Genomic DNA, 17,978 nt, shown 5'->3' on the forward strand with positions numbered 1-17,978 from the left:
TTCACTGATGACAGCACAACCTCAGCAACTTACCCTGCGTCGCCCTGACGACTGGCATATTCATCTGCGTGATGATGAGATGCTCAACACGGTCCTGCCCTATACCAGCGCGGTGAATGGTCGTGCCATTGTCATGCCGAACCTGGTGCCGCCGGTAACCAGCGTGGCGGCAGGTGAAGCGTACCGCGATCGTATCCTGGCGGCGCTGCCCGCCGGGCACGCTTTTACGCCGCTGATGACCTGCTATCTGACCGACTCACTGGATCCTGATGAGCTGGAGCGCGGTTTTACCTCGGGGTTGTTCACCGCGGCCAAGCTCTATCCTGCGCACGCCACCACCAACTCCAGCCATGGCGTCACCAACATCGCGTCGATTGCCCGCGTGCTGGAGCGTATGCAGAAGCTCGGTATGCCGCTGCTGATCCACGGTGAAGTTACCGATGCACACGTTGATATTTTTGACCGTGAAGCCCGGTTTATCGAAACCGTAATGGTGCCGCTGCGCAGCCAGTTTCCGGCATTGAAGGTGGTGATGGAGCACATTACCACGCAGGACGCCGCTGACTATGTCGCCGCCGCCGATGAGACGCTGGGCGCAACCATTACCCCGCAGCATCTGATGTTTAACCGCAACCATATGCTGGTGGGCGGTATTCGTCCGCACCTCTACTGCCTGCCGATCCTTAAGCGCAACGTGCATCAGGAAGCGCTGCGTAAGGTGGTAGCAAGCGGAAACCCACGATTCTTCCTCGGCACTGACACTGCGCCGCATCTGCGCCATCTCAAAGAAGCCAGCTGCGGCTGCGCTGGCGTGTTTAATGCGCCAACGTCATTGCCCGCTTACGCCACCGTTTTCGAAGAGCTGAACGCGCTGGAACATTTCGAAGCGTTCTGTTCTGAGAATGGGCCGCGTTTCTACGGCCTGCCGCTGAATGAAGGGACGATTACGCTGGTGCGTGAGCCCTGGCAGGTGCCTGAATCAATCGCGCTCGGCAGCCACGCTCTGGTGCCGTTCCTGGCGGGTGAAACACTGAACTGGCGCATCGCATAATTTTACTTGCCTCCGGCTCGTCGATACTGTAAATATATACAGCATCTTAACCGGAGGCTATTATGCGCGTTGAAATTACCGTATCCAATACCCGACCTCTTCCTGCTGGCGCGATTGAAGCGTTAAGCGATGAATTATCGCGCCGCATTGATGAACAGTTCCCTGACTCGACCAATCACGTCAAGGTACGTTACGCCAGTGCCAATAATCTCAGCGTGCTGGGCGGTGGAAAAGAGACGCGCGACCAGATCAGCGAAATCCTGCAGCAGACGTGGGAAAGTGCTGATGACTGGTTCATTACTGATTAACCGCCACTGTGCTTTTTTTCCGGGTGTCGCCACCCGGTTTTTTTATCTTTTCTTCCCTCTCGCACTTCCCCCTCTCTGCATCTAGACTCTTAATGATCAATACCCTATCCTTGCGCTCGTCACGCATAACAGGAGGTGCGCACCATGACTACTGATAAACCGGAAGAGGCGATGACCTTTGGTGAGTTGTTAGCACTGATTGGTGATCAACAGCGTCGTTTGACGGTGCTGGAAAATGCCTTTTCCAGTCTGATTTTCTGTCTTGACGATCGCGCCAGTCAGCTGCTGGTGCACAATCTGTCGCTGGAAGCCCAAAATCAAAACCATGATGAACAGCTTCAGCAGCACTTTGCCCGTCTGGCAGAAACACTGCAGAAACGCGGCGGCGGCATCGTGCCAGAAAGCCCGACACTTTAAGCAGGCTCACGTGGCTGAAGCCACTTTTTGCCTGCCCAATGAATAGTGATTAAAATGCCTGCCTGCCTGCCTGCCTGCCTGCCTGCCTGCCTGCCTGCCTGCCTGCCTGCCTGCCTGCCTGCCTGCCTGCCTGCCTGCCTGCCTGCCTGCCTGCCAGGCATTTTATTTTTTCCTCCGCGCCTTTCAAACGCAAATATTCTGTGAGAAGCTGACTCACGGCCTTTTTAAAGTCATGATTCCCTGGTTTACTGTTATAATAGTTTCGCTATTGGAATAAAAAAGCCGCATTGAACCTCACCATGCACTTCGTTTAACGAGTAATAAGGAGGTTATAATGGACAGAAGAAAAGACGTTATTCAGACTCATCCGCTGGTGGGCTGGGATATCAGTACCGTTGATAGCTATGACGCCATGATGATCCGCCTGCACTCGCTGTCGTCGCAGGATCAAAAAGAAGAAGAAGCGGATGTTGGCCCTACTTACTGGCTGACAACGGATGTGGCAAGGCAGTTTATCTCGATACTCGAAGCGGGCATCGCCAAGATAGAATCAGCCGAGCAGATAGAACGACTCCTCAATAAGCATTAATCTCTGCCGCATCAAAGAGGCGCCCTCAGGGGTGCCTTTTTCGTTTCTGTTTCTGGTATTCTTTTGATTATCTTACTCTTAGAGCACAGTTATCATGATTTATGATCTTATCGTCGTCGGCAGCGGCTCAGTGGGCGCGGCGGCAGGCTACTATGCTACCCAGGCGGGTTTATCGGTGCTGATGATCGACAGTGCACATCCTCCCCACAATCAGGGCACGCATCACGGCGAAAGTCGATTGATCCGTCACGCTTATGGCGAAGGCGAACGCTACGTTCCCCTGGTCCTGCGAGCGCAGACGCTGTGGGATGAACTGGAACAGCGCGCCGGTGAGCGCATTATGCATCGCAGCGGCGTACTTAACCTTGCGCCAATTCAGTCACCTTTTATTCAGAACGTCATCGACAGCGCCGCTCGCTGGCAACTCAACATTGAGGTAATGCAGCCCGATGACGTGCGAAAGCGCTGGCCGCAAATTAACGTGCCTGAGGGTTATCTGGGCGTCTTTGAGCCGGACTCCGGCTATCTGAAGTGCGAACAGGCGGTTCGCAGCTGGATTCAGCTGGCGGAGCAGGCGGGCTGTGCACAGCTGTTTAACTGTCCGGTCACCGAGCTGGGACGTGATGGCGATCTGCAGCAGGTCACCACCCTGGACGGTATCTATCGGGGTCGCAAAATGCTGGTCAGTGCCGGCACCTGGGTCGGTAAATTAGTTCCTGACCTGCCAGTGGCCCCCACCCGAAAAGTGTTTGCCTGGTATCAGGCTGATGGTCGCTACAGCGAAAACAATAAGTTTCCCGGCTTTACGGTAGAAATGACGAATGGCAGCCAGTTCTATGGCTTCCCGGCGGATAATAACGCGTTGAAGGTGGGGCGTCATGATGGCGGACAGCCGATGCAGCAGCCAGAGGATCGTAAACCTTTTGGTGCGGTCGCGGCCGATGGCAGTGAAGCCTTTAGTTTCCTGCGTCAGTTTTTACCCGGCGTGGGTGTCTGTCTGCATGGTGAAGCCTGCAGCTACGATTTCAGCCCGGATGAGGACTTTATTATTGATACGCTGCCAGGTGAACCTGACCGTTTATTGATTACCGGACTCAGCGGACACGGGTTTAAATTTGCCAGTGTATTAGGTGAACTGGCTGCAGAATTTGCTCAGAAAAAACCGTTCTCATTTGATCTGACCCCTTTCCGCCTTTCGCGCTTCTGACGCTGAAAATGGGTGGCATCAAGTGGGCGCCACCCATTGACATTAACTGACGTAAACTGAATTTTGCTGACATAATGACACGGTTTTATTCCGCACTTCAGGTTAATTCGCCGCCTTATTCGTTGACGAGCCCTTTGCCACAAATAACTCATTCAGAAATATTGCGCATCTTCACCTCCTTTTATTCAGCCATTTCATATTAAAAAATAAAATTTATAGAAACGTAAGGGCAATTGCTTTTATATTTCATAATGTAGATTCTTATTTCATATTATTTCTTTTTTGAAACGACATCATGTTATTACGCAATTCATCTCATCAGTTTGGACTGATTGCCGTGCTGCTGCACTGGTGTATGGCGCTGGCGATTTATGCCATGTTTGCGCTGGGGTTATGGATGGTCGGCCTGGGCTACTACGATAGCTGGTATCACGACGCGCCGGAAATTCATAAAAGCATTGGCGTGATGCTGCTGCTGGCGTTGATTGTTCGTCTGGTGTGGCGTGTTATTTCGCCGCCGCCAAAACCGCTGAGCAGTTATTCCCCGCTGGTGCGTATCAGTTCAATGGTTGCGCACCTTTTGCTGTACACCCTGCTGCTGACCATTTTAATCAGTGGCTATCTGATCTCAACCGCCGATGGCAAACCGATATCTGTATTTAGCTGGTTTACCCTGCCTGCGCTGTTCAGCGGTGCAGGCGCGCAGGCTGACCTGGCGGGCGACATTCACCTCTGGCTGGCCTGGACGGTTGTGATCCTCTCGGTACTGCATGGTCTGGCTGCGTTAAAACATCATTTTATCGATCGTGATATCACCCTAAAACGGATGTCAGGTTTACGCATCCCTTCTCCCTCTGAAAAGGATAAATAATATGTTCAAAAAGACTCTGCTGGCGATGACCGGTGCCAGCCTGCTGCTCAGTTCGATGACCGCCAATGCTGCAGACTATAAAATCGATAAAGAGGGCCAGCACGCGTTTATTCAGTTCCGTATTCAGCATCTGGGTTACAGCTGGCTCTACGGCACCTTTAAAGATTTCGATGGCAGCTTCACTTTTGATGAGAAGAACCCTGCAGCAGACAAAGTCGACGTCACGATTAACACCAGCAGCGTCGATACCAATCACGCTGAACGTGACAAGCACCTGCGCAGCGCTGACTTCCTGAACACCAGTAAAAACCCGCAGGCCACGTTTACATCCACAGAGGTAAAAAAAGAGGGTGATGAGCTGAAGATTACCGGCAATCTGACGCTGAATGGCGTGACGAAACCGGTGACGCTGGAGGCGAAAATGCTGGGTGAAGGTAAAGATCCGTGGGGCGGTTACCGCGCTGGCTTTGAGGCCGAAGGGGAAATTGCACTGAAAGATTTCAACATCACTAAAGATCTGGGGCCCGCTTCGCAGAAGGTGCAGCTGATGATCTCAGTTGAAGGTGTACGTCAGTAAAACAACACGCCGCCTGAAGCTCACTTCAGGCGGCCACGTTTATTTCTTCACTGGCGAAGGAATAGTCATATTTAACAGGCCACGTGACTTGTTAAAGATCTTATTGCCATTCTCACGTCCCGCCCGGCGAGCGCGCTGCTCTTCCGGAGAGAGTTTTGCTTCTTCCTGACAGATTGGGCTGCAGCAGTTCTCAAACTTCTCTGCGCAGCTTTTGCACTGAATAAACAGCAGATGACAGCCGTCATTGACGCAATTGACGTGGGTATCACAGGGTTCGCCGCACTGATGACAGTTCGACAGCACGTCGTCAGAAATACGTTCACCCATCCGCTCATCAAAGACAAAGTTTTTGCCTTTGAAGCGTACCGGTAACCCCTGCTCACGCGCGCGGCGGGCATACTCGATGATCCCGCCTTCAATGTGATAGACATCCTCAAAGCCGTTGTGCCGCATCCAGGCGCTGGCTTTTTCACAGCGGATCCCGCCGGTGCAGTACATTACGATCTTTTTGTCTTTCTGATCCTGCAGCATATCAACCGCCATCGGCAATTGATCGCGGAAGGTGTCAGCAGGCACTTCCAGCGCATTATCAAAACGCCCCACTTCATATTCGTAGTGGTTTCGCATATCCACGAACAGCGCGTCAGGATCGTCCAGCATCGCGTTAACGTCTGCTGCTTTAAGATACTGACCCACATTGCTGGCATCGAAACTGCTGTCTTCAATACCGTCTGCAACAATGCGATCACGCACTTTCAGACGCAGCACCCAGAACGATTTTCCATCATCGTCCAGGGCAATATTCATACGCAGATTATTCAGCGCCGGATCAAAGCTATAGAGCCACGCTTTCATCTTTTCATATTGACTGGCGGGCACGCTGATCTGCGCATTAATACCTTCGTGCGCGACATAGACGCGGCCAAACACCTTGAGTGCTGTCAGGCCAACGTAGAGCGCATCACGGAATGCTTTTGGATCGGCAATCTGGAAATATTTGTAAAAAGAGACAGTGGTGCGCGGCTCAGTTTCAGCCAGCATGCGCGCCTTCAGCTCTTTATTGGAAACGAGGTTATGTAACACTGGCATGGTGTTCTTTCCTGTTATCAATAGGAGAATTTTAGCGGGCACATGATACCTGATTTCAGCAGGATGCAAAGGCCAGTGTAAGAACCGATCATCTTGTGCTGTTTTTTCCGCCAATATCTGGAGAGTTTACATCCGCCTGCAGTAGCCTGTTCCGTCAGTGATATTTATACGCCCGATAAAAACTGGCACAATGGCAGAAATTAATGAGATATCAGCACCGCACGGTGCGCGACGCAGGAAAATTAACCTTCATATGACCCAGTTGCCTCAGTTTTCACGAGAACTGCTTCACCCGCGCTATTGGTTGACCTGGGTGGGTGTCGCTTTTCTTTATCTTTTGGTGCTACTTCCCTATCCCCTGCTTTATGTTCTCGGCTGCAATATTGGTCGTATCGGGATGCGTTTTATGAAGCACCGCGTCAGTGTCGCCCGACGTAATCTGGAATTATGTTTTCCGGAAATGCCGATCAATGAACGTGAAGCGATGGTAAAACACAATTTCGAATCGGTTGGCATGGGATTGATCGAGACCGGTATGGCATGGTTCTGGCCTGACTGGCGCATCAATAAATGGCATAAGCCTTCAGGTCTGGAGCATATTCAGCAGGCGCGGGATAGTCAGCGTGGTGTCCTGCTTATTGGCATGCACTTTCTGACACTGGAAATTGGGGCGCGCATGTTTGGTATCCATAATCCAGGCATTGGCGTCTATCGCCCTAATGACAACAAATTGATCGACTGGCTGCAGGTTAAAGGCCGGATGCGTTCAAATAAAAGTATGATTGACCGCAAAGATCTTAAAGGAATGATTCGCGCGCTGAAAAACGGCGACATTATCTGGTACGCACCCGACCATGATTATGGCCCACGCAGCAGCGTTTTTGCGCCCTTCTTTGCTGTGGAAAAAGCGGCAACCACGGTGGGCACCCATTTGCTGATTCGTACTGGTAAACCGGCGGTTATTCCCTTTGTGCCGCGTCGTCTGCCTGGTGGTCGTGGTTATGAACTGATGATACTGCCTGACATCAGCGACGAATTTACGCTGGAGAGCGATATTGTCACCGCTGCCAGAATGAACAAAGTGGTTGAAGAAGGCGTGTTGCTGGCACCGGAACAGTATATGTGGCTTCATCGTCGCTTTAAAACCCGCCCCGAAGGCGAACCCTCCCGTTATTAATCCTTTCGCGCTAAATGTCTTTCTGGCATTTAGCGCTTTTCTTACTCTATGCTCTGCTGAATAAATCAGTCGCTCGTGGCGGGATCATCGTTTCATCGAATTTTCAGGACCGTTAATTAATCAACCATGAAGTTCAAAATAGTTTATTTATCTATTTAAAATTCGATTTTATAATCAAAAACCTTACTAACAGGCGCTATTCTGCCTGATTTTCTTTTAGTCATTAATTTTCAGCGTACTGTATTTAATAATATCTGGTGCTAATTAACTTTCAAACCAGGCCTAATCCTATTTAGCCAGGCTTAACGATGTATTCTGGCTAATGGATCGATTAAAATTAACTTATATTACAAGCTTTTGCCTTGTTAATTTGACCTATATTCCTTTTTACATTTTTTTAACAGCCTGATAGACCGTTATGGCATTTGAAGAAGTTAAAGCTAATCGGTAGTTTCTTTCGTGACAGTCAGATCTTTAACCGCTCTGACAAAAATTATAAAAAGACAACACAGCAAACCTCTATCGGGACATATTATATGAACAAAGGTCTCTACTATTACGTCACAATTGGTACCGATCAGGAAAATTATCATTTCCTTCATCGTAAAGGGTGTAAGCGAATGCCAGATAAAGATGAAGTCATCTTCATTGGCACTTTATATAACCTGAGCCAGGCGCTTTCCATCGCCAGAATTAATTTTAAGAAAGTTAAGCCCTGTATAAAATGCTGTATCCGCTACTCAGCGCCGGTGATTCATGACTCTGTTCAACCCGTTCTGCACTTTCCACAAAAGATGATCTGACCCTGACTGGCGGGAAATGGTTTATTTCCCGCCAGTTGCACTGACCCGCCCTTTCCCTCCCCTGAATTTCGTCTATCCTTCACTGAAATCAAATGAATCTGCAGTTAATGAACCCGGTAAGGAGAAGATTGATGAGCATGTACAGTACGTTAGAGGAAGCGATTGATGCTGCACGTGAAGAGTACCTCGCTAACAATCCTGAGGTGGATGAAGAAGAAGCATCGATCAGTCAGTTTGGCCTGCAAAAGTATGTCATGCAGGATGGCGATATTATGTGGCAGGCTGAGTTCCTGACCGATGAAGGTGAAGCGGGGGAATGCCTGCCCTTCCGCAGCGGTGACGCCGCACAGGCCATCTTTGATGCTGACTTTGACGAAGTTGAACTGCGCCAGGAGTGGTTAGCAGAAAATACCCTGCACGAATGGGATGACGGCGAATTCCAGCTTGAGCCGCCGCTGGACACCGAAGAGGGTGAAGCCGCCGCGCAAGAGTGGGAAGATGATAACAGCGACTCCGATCGCAGTTATTCGTAAGGACCGTGACTGGCATCCACCGGTAACAACAGGGTGTCAACCACCAGCGACAGTGGCAAATCGAGGATCGTTAAGACTCGCCAGCCGCTGTCGCGTACATCCCACTGTACGCCGGGATAATACTGATTGCCGTGTCCCTGTCCCGGCAGGGTGCGACTGATGATACTGCCACATCCGCTTAAGCAAAGCACCGCAGCTACAACAACGCCTGCCTTTAAAAATGCTTTCACCACTGATACCCGCTATGAACTGCCATTGAAAACGTCACGCGCTGCTCACGGTGACTGCCAGCAAACAATTTATCAGCGTATCGCTGTTTTAATCCCATAAAAAAAGCGGCATCGCTGCCGCTTTTCAGATTACGCGTTTTTTGCCAGCGCGTTAGGGTTGAGGTTAAGTTTCTGATAACTCTCTACCCACTGATGATACTTATCCGCATTTTCCCACAGTCGGGTATGAACACGGGCCAGTACCACCGGATCGCTGATTAACTGCAGTCGCTGCTCGCGGCCCAGTTTATCCGGTGCATCGCTCAGTGCCTGATCCACACGACGGTCACGTGCATAGTCCAGCAGCTGACTCTGCTTATGGCGCGATGTCGCCAGTGCCGTTGCGAGTGCGTTAAACGCAGGATGGAACAGGGCATGCATAAAGCCATTTTCCAGCGCACGTTCGCGGTTTAGCAGCACATAACGATCGGTATCCACCAGCTCCTGCGGCGGCGAGTACTCTTCCGGGATCAGGAACAATTTGGCTTTCTTGCTCTTAAGACCCAGTGTTGAGCGGCTCGACATCACAGAAACAAACGGAGACAGAATCAGCGAGAAGACAATCGGGGCCAGCCACCACAGGAAGTTAAGATCCAGCAGTCCCATACCCGTTGCCCACACCAGACCCAATGCCATCTGCGAACCGTGACGTTTAAATGCCTCGCTCCACGGCGTCGCATCGTCATCACGTTGCGGAGAGTTCCACACCACTTCCCAGCCGAGGAAGGCACTGACAACAAACACCGTATGGAACAGCATACGTACCGGCGCCAGCAGCACTGAGAACAGCGTTTCCAGCACCAGTGAAGCCAGCAGGCGCAGAGGACCTCCGTAGGCTTTTGACCCTTTGAACCAGATCAACACCACACTCAGCATCTTCGGCAGGAACAACAGCACCATGGTGGTCGAGAACAACGCTATTGCCAGCTCGGGACGCCACTGCGGCCAGACCGGGAACAGCTGCCGTGGCTGCAGGAAGTAGGTCGGTTCCATCAGCGTATGCACCACCTGCAAGGCAGTTGAAAGCGCCAGGAACATAAACCACAGCGGAGCAGACAGGTAGGACATCACACCGGTCAGGAATACCGCACGGTGGACCGGGTGCATCCCTTTTACCAGGAACAGGCGGAAGTTCATCAGGTTACCGTGACACCAGCGGCGGTCACGCTTCAGCTCATCCAGCAGGTTCGGTGGCAGCTCTTCATAGGATCCCGGCAGGTCATAGGCAATCCAGACGCCCCAGCCAGCACGACGCATCAGCGCAGCTTCCACAAAGTCATGCGACATGATCGAACCGGCAAAAGAGCCCTCGCCCGGTAACGGAGCCAGTGCACAGTGCTCAATAAAGGGTTTTACGCGAATAATGGCGTTGTGACCCCAGTAGTGAGACTCGCCCAGTTGCCAGAAGTGAAGACCGGCCGTAAAGAGCGGACCGTATACACGGGTGGCAAATTGCTGACAGCGCGCATACAGCGTATCCATACCCGATGCTTTCGGCGACGACTGGATGATCCCGGCATTCGGGTTAGCATCCATCATGCGTACCAGACCGGTGAGACACTCACCGCTCATGACGCTATCCGCATCCAGCACGACCATGTAGCTATAGTTGCTGCCCCAGCGACGGCAGAAGTCATCGATGTTGCCGCTTTTACGCTTCACACGACGACGACGACGGCGATAGAAAATCTTGCCTGCGCCGCCAACATCCCGCACCAGTTCCATCCAGGCTTTCTGCTCGGCAATGGCGATATCCGCATCGTAACTGTCGCTGAGGATGTAAACGTCAAAGTGTTCAGCGTTACCGGTGCGAACCACGGATTCCCATGTCGCACGCAGACCGGCGTAAACACGCTCAACGTCTTCATTACAGATCGGCATAATCAGCGCAGTACGATGTTCCGGATTTAGCGGCTCATCTCCGACCGTTGAATAAGAGATACTGTATTTGTCACGTCCAATCAGCAGCTGCAGGAAGCCCATCAGTGCTGTCCAGAAGCCAGCAGAGACCCAGCAGAAGAGTATGGCGAACAGGAACAGGATACCGGTCTGCAATAAGTAAGGCAGAATCTGCATCACTGACTGCTGCCAGTTCTGATTGATCATCTCCATCGGATCCAGAAGCGTCCAGCCCTGATAAGGCAGAATACTCTTCATGTACCAGGTGGCGACCACCGTCTGAAATATGGTCAGGATCAGCAGGATGTAGCGACGAATTGAACCGACATGACGCCACTTCTCTTCGGCACGACGCTCTTCCGCATTGGCATAACGCGGAACCGATTTGTGTCCACGCAGTGAGTCCCAGGCACGGGCGACCGGGTTGGTCCGCCACGCTTCCGGGAACATCAGTGAGCGTTTGACCTTCGGCATCGCTTTCAGCGTGGTGCGGTCGAGATAATCTTTGCCCAGCTGCTGACCGTCGGCCAATGAATCAGGCCAGGCCATTTCAACCCGCGATGAGACCGATTTTAACGGCGCATCATCCGGACGATCACTGGCTGCGACATCCCTTCCCAGCGCATCATGGATGAAGTGGAACTCGCCGGCATTCTGCAAGGAGACGCTCAGGCGTGCCTTCCCTGCCGCATCCAGCGGCAGAGATTCCACATAACGTTGAGGTGTAAAAGTCGATTTATTCATTGGCAGGTAACTGATAGCTCCAGGTTTCCGTCAATGTCTTGTCGCCGCTTACCAGGGCCGCACGCATTTCCGTGGACTGTTTGGCATCTTTCACACGCAGACGCAACACCAGACGCCAGCCTTTGGTGACCGGGTTATAACGTACGCTCTGCTCAACCACATCAGCATTTTTACCGACGCTGACCTGAGGTGCCACCTGACTGTTTTCCGCCATCTTACTCATGTCTTTACCCACGAAGTCGATGGTGAAAGCCACGGTGCCATCCGGCTGACGCACCAGATTAGATTGCTTCACGTCACCCGCTGAACGCAGGGTATTTTTGACCCAGGCGGTATCATCGGAGTGCAGCTGGTTTTCGTCGCGCGAGAAGTGCAGACGATATTTGAAGTTCATCTCTTTACCAGGCTCTGGCAGCGTCTCTGGCGTCCAGAAAGCAACGATGTTGTCGTTGGTTTCATCTGCCGTCGGGATTTCAACCAGTTCAACCCGGCCTTTACCCCAGTCGCCGATTGGCTCAACCCAGCCGCTTGGACGCAGGTCATAGCGGTCGTCCAGATCCTGGTAGTTGTCAAAGTCACGCCCACGTTGCAGCAGACCAAAACCTTTCGGATTCTCAATGGTGAACGTGCTCACCGCCAGATGACGCGGGTTATTCAGCGGACGCCAAATCCACTCTCCGTTGCCATTATGGATAGAGAGTCCATCAGAGTCGTGCAGTGCCGGACGGAAGTTGTTCACCGTCGACGGCTGGTTCTGACCAAACAGGAACATACTGGTCAGTGGTGCGATCCCCAGTTTGCCGACGTTATCACGCAGGTAAACTTTAGACTGCACATCAACCGTTGACGCTTCACCCGGATGCAGCACAAAGCGATACGCGCCCGCCGCACGCGGCGAATCAAGCAGTGCGTAGATCACCAGCTGCTTGTCCTGCGGTTTAGGACGCTGAATCCAGAATTCTTTGAAACGCGGGAACTCTTCACCGGATGGCAACGCCGTATCGATGGCAAGGCCACGCGCCGACAGGCCATAAACCTGGCCAGCACCGATCACACGGAAGTAGCTTGCACCCAGGAAGCTGGCGATCTCATCGTTTTTACCCTTGTTGTTGAGTGGGTAAAGCACTTTGAAACCCGCAAATCCGAGGTTTTTTACCGCTTCTGCGTCATGTTTTACGTTACCGAAATTAAAATAGTCGGGGTTGTATTTAATCTCGCGTACCGCGCTGCCCGTCACTTCGTTGATCTGCACCGGGGTATCGAAATACATGCCCTGATGATAGAACTCCAGCTTGAATGGCGTGCGCAGTTTGCCCCAATACGCTTTATCGTGGTTAAACTGGATCTGCTGATAATCAGCAAATTTCATTTCACGAAATTGAGAGGGTAAATTGCTTTTAGGCGCTTCAAAGCTTTTCCCTGCCAACGCTTTGGCTTGTTTGGCTACATCATCGATGTTAAACGCCCAACTGTTATTGGCGTACAACGCCAGCAGAACTGCAGTACCAATCCAGCGTACCTTCATCAGTCCGGCTTTATTTTTTTCTTTAGTCGGCACATCCCCCCCTTTCGTGTGCTTAAATCAAACCCGTTTATCTTAAAGGATTATTCGGTTTTCCGACAGCTTATGCGCAACATTGTTCCCGCATTTCGTCTGGGTTAACGCTACTTTTAGGACAATTAGACACTACGGATTCCACTGATAGTATACCTGGTTTATCCCAGGTAGACTTTTCACAGAACATAATCCGGTTTCAGGGTGAAACCGGCCATACGTACTAACGAACTGGAACTTTATGAGTACTGTAAAACCTGAACGTGAATACTTTCTTGATTCCATACGCGCGTATCTGATGTTACTGGGGGTACCTTTTCATGTTTCCCTCATTTACTCCGCGCAAAAATGGGCCGTCAACAGTCATGAGGCCTCGTTATGGCTGACGCTGCTGAATGACTTTATTCATGCATTTCGTATGCAGGTGTTTTTTGTCATTTCAGGATACTTCTCCTACATGTTGTATCTGCGCTATCAGCCACGTCGCTTCCTGAAAGTGCGTCTGGAGCGTGTGGGGATCCCGCTACTCACCGCCGTTCCGCTGCTCACGCTGCCGCAATTTTTCATGCTGAAGGCCTGGACAGATAAGCTGGCTGACTGGCCGCGATTCACGCCGTACCAGAAATTCAATAACCTGATGTGGGAGCTGATTTCACACCTGTGGTTCCTGGTGGTGCTGGTGATGCTGACCACGCTCGGCATGGTCACGTTCCGCTGGTTGCGCGATCAGCACCGCACCATTGATTATACGCGGGTGGGCTGGGGAGCGTTGACCGCGGGTGTACTGACATGGGCGCTGGTGTGGTGTGTGTTCCGCCGTCTGGTGTTTATATTCCAGCCAGCCTGGCTGATGGATGGCTTATTCAGCATTGTGGTTATGCAAACGCTTTTCTATCTGCCGTTCTTTATGCTGGGGGCGCTGGCATGGAAACATCCGCCGCTAAAGCAGTTGTTTGTGCGGTTTAATCCGGTGATGTGGATCGGCGCGGTGGTGATGTTTGTTGCCTACTGCACAAATCAGCGTCTCAGCAGCGGCGATGGCTGGTTATATGAGCTGGATGCGATTATCACCACGCTGATGGGTCTCTGCATGCTGAACGTCTGCTTCTGCTTTGGTCATAAGCTGCTGAATTCGCATTCGCCACGCATCATGTATCTGGTGAATGCGTCGCTGTTTATCTATCTGGTGCACCATCCGCTGACGCTCTTGTATGGTATTTATGTCACACCACGGATTGAAAACAACACGCTGGGCTTCTTTGTGGGCCTGCTGATGGTGTTTGGCATCGCGTTTCTGCTGTATGAGATTCACCTGCGCATCCCGCTGCTGCGCTTCCTGTTCTCGGGGAAATTTGAGCGTAAACAAGCACAATGACAGGCAATCACTGATCTCAGGCCATCAGTGAGCTCAGGCTATAAATGATGTGTCTCACAGACCGCTTAAGCGTTTAAAGCGATGGGAGCATACACACGTAGCAAAGCATAGCGGGCCAGGGACAAAACGTCGGGAGCGTTTTTGAACAACGCAACGCGTTGGCCCGGCAACGGGCGCACCTCAGAGATGAGGTGCGTAATCGCCCGCGCTGAGCGAGCCAGGGATGGCGGGTTTTGCGTCTTTGCGGAGGGCGTATGTTTCCTGAGCCAGCGCCTGTACCCAGGCAAGGTCCGGTTTACAGCAGCCACTCAATCGGCAGTCGCCACACCAGCCTTACCTGAAGACGTTGCCACCACGAGCAACCCGGTTCGTGTTTATGCACAATCTGCTGCGGCTCATCCGGATACTCCAGCCAGTTAACCCTTCCCCACTTATCCAGCCGCAGCGTCCATGCCCGATCGCGCATCGAGTGGCTGAAACGCTGATGCGTCTCTGCGGCCAGCGCCGCACTCTCAATGACCAGCCCCATCTCGGTATTCAACACGGCAGAACGCGGATCGAAGTTAAACGAACCGATAAACAGCGTCTGTTGATCTACCGAAAAGGTTTTGGCATGCAGGCTGGAGCCCGAGTTACCGGTTAATCCCCGGTCGTGCGGGGCATCAGGCACGCCCGCCTGTGGTTTAAGTTCATAGAGCGCGATGCCGTGACGCAGCAGTTTTTTGCGCCACTTAGCATAGCCGGCATGGACAATTGAGACATCGTTGGCCGCCAGCGAGTTGGTCAGAATGGCAATTTTTACCCCTTTGCGCTTCAGCGCCAGCAACTGAGCGACGCCAGCGCGTGTCGGCACAAAATAGGCAGAGATGATGTCGAACTGCTCCTGCGGCGTACCAATCACCTCCATCATCCGCTGCGGCAGCAGGCTTCTGGCGCGTGCTTTACCCAGTCCTTTACGCGGATCATCACTGAGCAGTCGCGCTTTCGCCCAGGTCAGGTCCAGCGTGCCCTCTTCCAGCTCCTGTAGCAGTGACGAATTTTCCAGCCGCTGAAGGTAACGCTGTACCGGTTCACTGTGACGCCATTCTGCTGGCAGGCTCACACTGTCCTCTTCGGATTCCTCTTCATCCAGCACCTGCTGCAGCTTTGATACCGGCTTACTGCGCCAGTAACGCTCAAAATCCTCTGCGACTTCTTTCACCACCGGGCCTATCGCCATCACGTCCAGATCGGCAAACAACGGTTCATTGCCGGTGCCGAAATATTCGTCGCCGATATTACGCCCGCCGACCACAGTCGTGACACCGTCCACGGTAAAGCTCTTGTTGTGCATGCGGCGATTCAGACGGGTAAAGTCAGTGAGATATCCCAGTGCGCGCAGGGTACGAAACGAGAAGGGATTAAACAGCCGCACTTCAATGTTGGGATGGCGATTAAGCTGGGCGAGCGTATCGTCCAGGCCCGGCGTATTGTTGTCATCCAGCAGCAGCCGCACTTTCACGCCACGACGGGCCGCCTCCAGCACCGCGCTGAACAGCAACCGTCCCGACAGATCGTTTTGCCAGATGTAGTACTGAATATCGAGTGAACGTTCCGCTTTTTGCATCAGCAGATAGCGTGCGGCAAAGGCATCCAGCCCGTCGCTCAGCTGATGGACACCGCTCATTCCCGGATGACGCTGACACTCTGGCTCCAGCTGCGTTTCCAGCCAGCTGGTACGTTCCGATGACTGGGAGAGCTCAAACGCTTCGGTCATGACAATTCCCTGTAAAATGCAGTTATTTTTTATTATTCCCCGGCCCGCCCTCTGACACCATACCTCTGTTCCGAATGCGTGGGCAGTTATGGGCGTTTTTTAGTCTAGACTTAACCGGACGATCTGTGACCGGCATTAACCCGGCAGGAGAGGAATATGTCTCATCAATCCCTTACAGATGCCCGCCAGCGCTACCATCCCAGCCTGTTTCGCAGCTTTTTTCAGGGCAGTTTTCCCTGCTCCACCGCCTGCCGTACACCGGGTAAACGGCTCGATATGGTTTTCAGCAGTGGCCACGATATGCTGCTGGAAAAAGATTATGCTGCCCTGACTGAACAGCATCTGCTCACCGCCCGTGACGGTGCACGCTGGCATCTGATTGAAAAGATCCCCGGCCAGTATGACTGGCAAAGTTTTCTGCCGATGATAGAAGCTTCACAGCGTCAGCAGATGGAGATCATCTGGGAGCTGGCGCACTTTGGTTATCCCGATCATCTTAATATCTGGAAAGCCGAATTCGTTGAGCATTTTAGTCGTTTCGCCCGTGCGATGGCACAACTGATGCGCGATCAGGGCATCGAACGCCCCTTCTTTACGCCGGTAAATCAAATTTCATTCTGGTCATGGGCTGGAGCCGATGTGGCCTGGTTCAATCCCCATGCCGCTAATCGCGGTAAAGAACTGAAGCGACAGCTGGTCCGTGCCTCGCTGGCAGCGATTCACGCCATTCGCGAAGTCTATCCGGAAGCACGTTTTGTTCTGACCGATCCGCTGGTACAGATTGCCCATCATCCCGATAATCCAGACAGCAAACCTTACGCGGATGCGCAGCATCAGGCGCAGTTCGAGGCCTGGGATATGCTGGCCGGTCGCGTTGATAAAGAGTTAGGCGGCAGTGAAGATTGCCTGGATATCCTGGGCCTGAACTACTATCCCGATAACCACTGGTTTTTCCCCGACCAGCCGATGTCACTGGAGGATCCGGCACGAACTCCACTGCACATTTTGCTGGCGCAGTGCTGGCAACGCTACCAGCGCCCGATGTTAATTGCCGAAACCGGCGCAGAGGGTGACGCGCGCGCCCCCTGGCTGCAGGAGATCAGTGAAAACGTGGCGGTAGCGCTGGATCACGGCATTGCAGTGGAGGGCATTTCGCTCTATCCGGTGGTGGAGTATCCCGCCTGGGCTGACGACCGGCGTTCACCCGGTCCGCTGCTGGGATTAGCTGATCCTAATGGCAACCGCAAGCTGCATGAAGCGCTGGCGCTGGTTCTGCGCAGTCAGCAGATTAAGTTCACCACTCGTAACGCATAATCAGGCATGCTGAGAAGGATGGTTCTTCGGGTAACAGGAGCGAACATCAAGAGAGGGATCGGCAGGATGACGAACGTCGGTCAGCCAGACCATGGTAAACAGGAAAGTGACCCCGATCAGGCAGGCCGCCAGCAAACCGATAATTGCGATTAATTTGTCATCTCCGGAGTCCATCGTCTTCTCCTTATGCCATCCGACGAATCCCTGGGCGTGTCAGCTCATCCAGAGCGTAACTATCAGGACAAAGATTATAAGCGTTACCGAGGTCACCGCAAGCACCACTATCGCAAAGTGCGCATCGTCAAGTGACTGGCGAATTGGCTCATCGTGATCGTCGGGTGGCAAGGGCAAAGACATAACTATCCTGTGGAAAATAGGGCCGCAGGGCGTAATGCGGTGAGTGACAGTGTAAATGAAAGGTTGTTTATCGTCCGGTTTTTTCGT

The 17,978-nt window shown here is 52.4% G+C and carries 19 protein-coding genes; 12 read left to right on the forward strand and 7 right to left on the reverse strand.

Annotated elements, in window-relative coordinates:
* The first annotated feature begins 7 nt into the window (after positions 1-7).
* From pyrC to EE896_RS12280, 7 genes are all read left to right on the forward strand, one after another.
* Positions 8-1,051 carry a dihydroorotase gene (gene pyrC / locus EE896_RS12250; RefSeq protein WP_003849906.1) on the forward strand — a complete coding sequence of 348 codons (1,044 nt, stop codon included), beginning with the start codon at positions 8-10 and terminating at the stop codon, positions 1,049-1,051.
* A 62-nt stretch (positions 1,052-1,113) separates the two neighbouring features.
* Entirely contained in the window at positions 1,114-1,359 is a 246-nt protein-coding gene (gene dinI / locus EE896_RS12255) for a DNA damage-inducible protein I (protein ID WP_003849907.1), read from the forward strand.
* A 144-nt stretch (positions 1,360-1,503) separates the two neighbouring features.
* Positions 1,504-1,776, forward strand: a complete 273-nt coding sequence (locus tag EE896_RS12260) for a hypothetical protein (protein WP_003849909.1) — start codon at positions 1,504-1,506, stop codon at positions 1,774-1,776.
* Between the two features lie 334 nt (positions 1,777-2,110).
* Positions 2,111-2,365, forward strand: a complete 255-nt coding sequence (gene bssS / locus EE896_RS12265; protein ID WP_003849911.1) for a biofilm formation regulator BssS — start codon at positions 2,111-2,113, stop codon at positions 2,363-2,365.
* Between the two features lie 94 nt (positions 2,366-2,459).
* Positions 2,460-3,572, forward strand: coding sequence for an N-methyl-L-tryptophan oxidase (gene solA, locus EE896_RS12270; protein ID WP_140915874.1), 1,113 nt, complete (start codon positions 2,460-2,462; stop codon positions 3,570-3,572).
* 295 nt (positions 3,573-3,867) lie between these two features.
* A complete protein-coding gene (locus tag EE896_RS12275) occupies positions 3,868-4,443 on the forward strand; it encodes a cytochrome b (protein WP_003849915.1) in 576 nt (191 codons plus the stop codon).
* Position 4,444: 1 nt separating this feature from the next.
* The gene (locus EE896_RS12280) at positions 4,445-5,020 is read left to right on the forward strand and encodes a YceI family protein (RefSeq protein WP_078804271.1); all 576 of its coding nucleotides are present in this window, start codon (positions 4,445-4,447) and stop codon (positions 5,018-5,020) included.
* 39 nt (positions 5,021-5,059) lie between these two features.
* Here EE896_RS12280 and trhO read toward each other — a convergent pair whose 3' ends face one another.
* Entirely contained in the window at positions 5,060-6,109 is a 1,050-nt protein-coding gene (gene trhO, locus EE896_RS12285; RefSeq protein WP_003849918.1) for an oxygen-dependent tRNA uridine(34) hydroxylase TrhO, read from the reverse strand.
* A gap of 253 nt (positions 6,110-6,362) precedes the next feature.
* On the opposite strand from trhO, the gene EE896_RS12290 reads away from it, so the two are divergent.
* From EE896_RS12290 to EE896_RS12300, 3 genes are all read left to right on the forward strand, one after another.
* The gene (locus tag EE896_RS12290; RefSeq protein WP_110411566.1) at positions 6,363-7,286 is read left to right on the forward strand and encodes a Kdo(2)-lipid IV(A) acyltransferase; all 924 of its coding nucleotides are present in this window, start codon (positions 6,363-6,365) and stop codon (positions 7,284-7,286) included.
* Between the two features lie 536 nt (positions 7,287-7,822).
* Positions 7,823-8,089 carry a hypothetical protein gene (locus EE896_RS12295; RefSeq protein WP_008925916.1) on the forward strand — a complete coding sequence of 89 codons (267 nt, stop codon included), beginning with the start codon at positions 7,823-7,825 and terminating at the stop codon, positions 8,087-8,089.
* Positions 8,090-8,220: 131 nt separating this feature from the next.
* The gene (locus EE896_RS12300) at positions 8,221-8,622 is read left to right on the forward strand and encodes a MysB family protein (protein ID WP_003849925.1); all 402 of its coding nucleotides are present in this window, start codon (positions 8,221-8,223) and stop codon (positions 8,620-8,622) included.
* On the opposite strand, the gene EE896_RS12305 is transcribed toward EE896_RS12300, so the two are convergent.
* The 3 genes from EE896_RS12305 to EE896_RS12315 all read right to left on the reverse strand — a co-directional run bounded on the left by EE896_RS12305 (position 8,613) and on the right by EE896_RS12315 (position 13,062).
* On the reverse strand, positions 8,613-8,852 hold the full coding sequence (locus EE896_RS12305; RefSeq protein ID WP_033743162.1) for a YceK/YidQ family lipoprotein: 240 nt from the start codon (positions 8,850-8,852) through the stop codon (positions 8,613-8,615). The genes EE896_RS12300 and EE896_RS12305 overlap by 10 nt on opposite strands.
* 129 nt (positions 8,853-8,981) lie before the next feature.
* Positions 8,982-11,534, reverse strand: coding sequence for a glucans biosynthesis glucosyltransferase MdoH (gene mdoH, locus EE896_RS12310; RefSeq protein WP_003849929.1), 2,553 nt, complete (start codon positions 11,532-11,534; stop codon positions 8,982-8,984).
* Complete coding sequence (locus EE896_RS12315; RefSeq protein ID WP_175501468.1) at positions 11,527-13,062, reverse strand: glucan biosynthesis protein G; 1,536 nt, start codon at positions 13,060-13,062, stop codon at positions 11,527-11,529. Before EE896_RS12315 ends, mdoH begins: the two co-directional genes overlap by 8 nt.
* A gap of 268 nt (positions 13,063-13,330) precedes the next feature.
* Between EE896_RS12315 and mdoC the strand changes: the two genes are divergently transcribed.
* Positions 13,331-14,464: a glucans biosynthesis protein MdoC gene (gene mdoC / locus EE896_RS12320; protein WP_008925914.1), complete on the forward strand. Its 1,134-nt coding sequence runs from the start codon at positions 13,331-13,333 to the stop codon at positions 14,462-14,464.
* Between the two features lie 295 nt (positions 14,465-14,759).
* Here mdoC and EE896_RS12325 read toward each other — a convergent pair whose 3' ends face one another.
* Positions 14,760-16,220 (reverse strand): phospholipase D family protein, encoded by a 1,461-nt coding sequence (locus tag EE896_RS12325; RefSeq protein ID WP_003849932.1) that lies wholly within the window; start codon positions 16,218-16,220, stop codon positions 14,760-14,762.
* Positions 16,221-16,376: 156 nt separating this feature from the next.
* On the opposite strand from EE896_RS12325, the gene EE896_RS12330 reads away from it, so the two are divergent.
* Positions 16,377-17,534 carry a glycoside hydrolase family 1 protein gene (locus EE896_RS12330; protein ID WP_078804269.1) on the forward strand — a complete coding sequence of 386 codons (1,158 nt, stop codon included), beginning with the start codon at positions 16,377-16,379 and terminating at the stop codon, positions 17,532-17,534.
* On the opposite strand, the gene EE896_RS22405 is transcribed toward EE896_RS12330, so the two are convergent.
* Complete coding sequence (locus EE896_RS22405) at positions 17,535-17,708, reverse strand: hypothetical protein (RefSeq protein WP_003849936.1); 174 nt, start codon at positions 17,706-17,708, stop codon at positions 17,535-17,537.
* A 39-nt stretch (positions 17,709-17,747) separates the two neighbouring features.
* Positions 17,748-17,891, reverse strand: a complete 144-nt coding sequence (locus EE896_RS22410) for a hypothetical protein (protein WP_003849938.1) — start codon at positions 17,889-17,891, stop codon at positions 17,748-17,750.
* Positions 17,892-17,978: the final 87 nt, after the last annotated feature.

Source organism: Pantoea eucalypti (assembly GCF_009646115.1).
Taxonomy (GTDB): Bacteria; Pseudomonadota; Gammaproteobacteria; order Enterobacterales; family Enterobacteriaceae; genus Pantoea; species Pantoea eucalypti.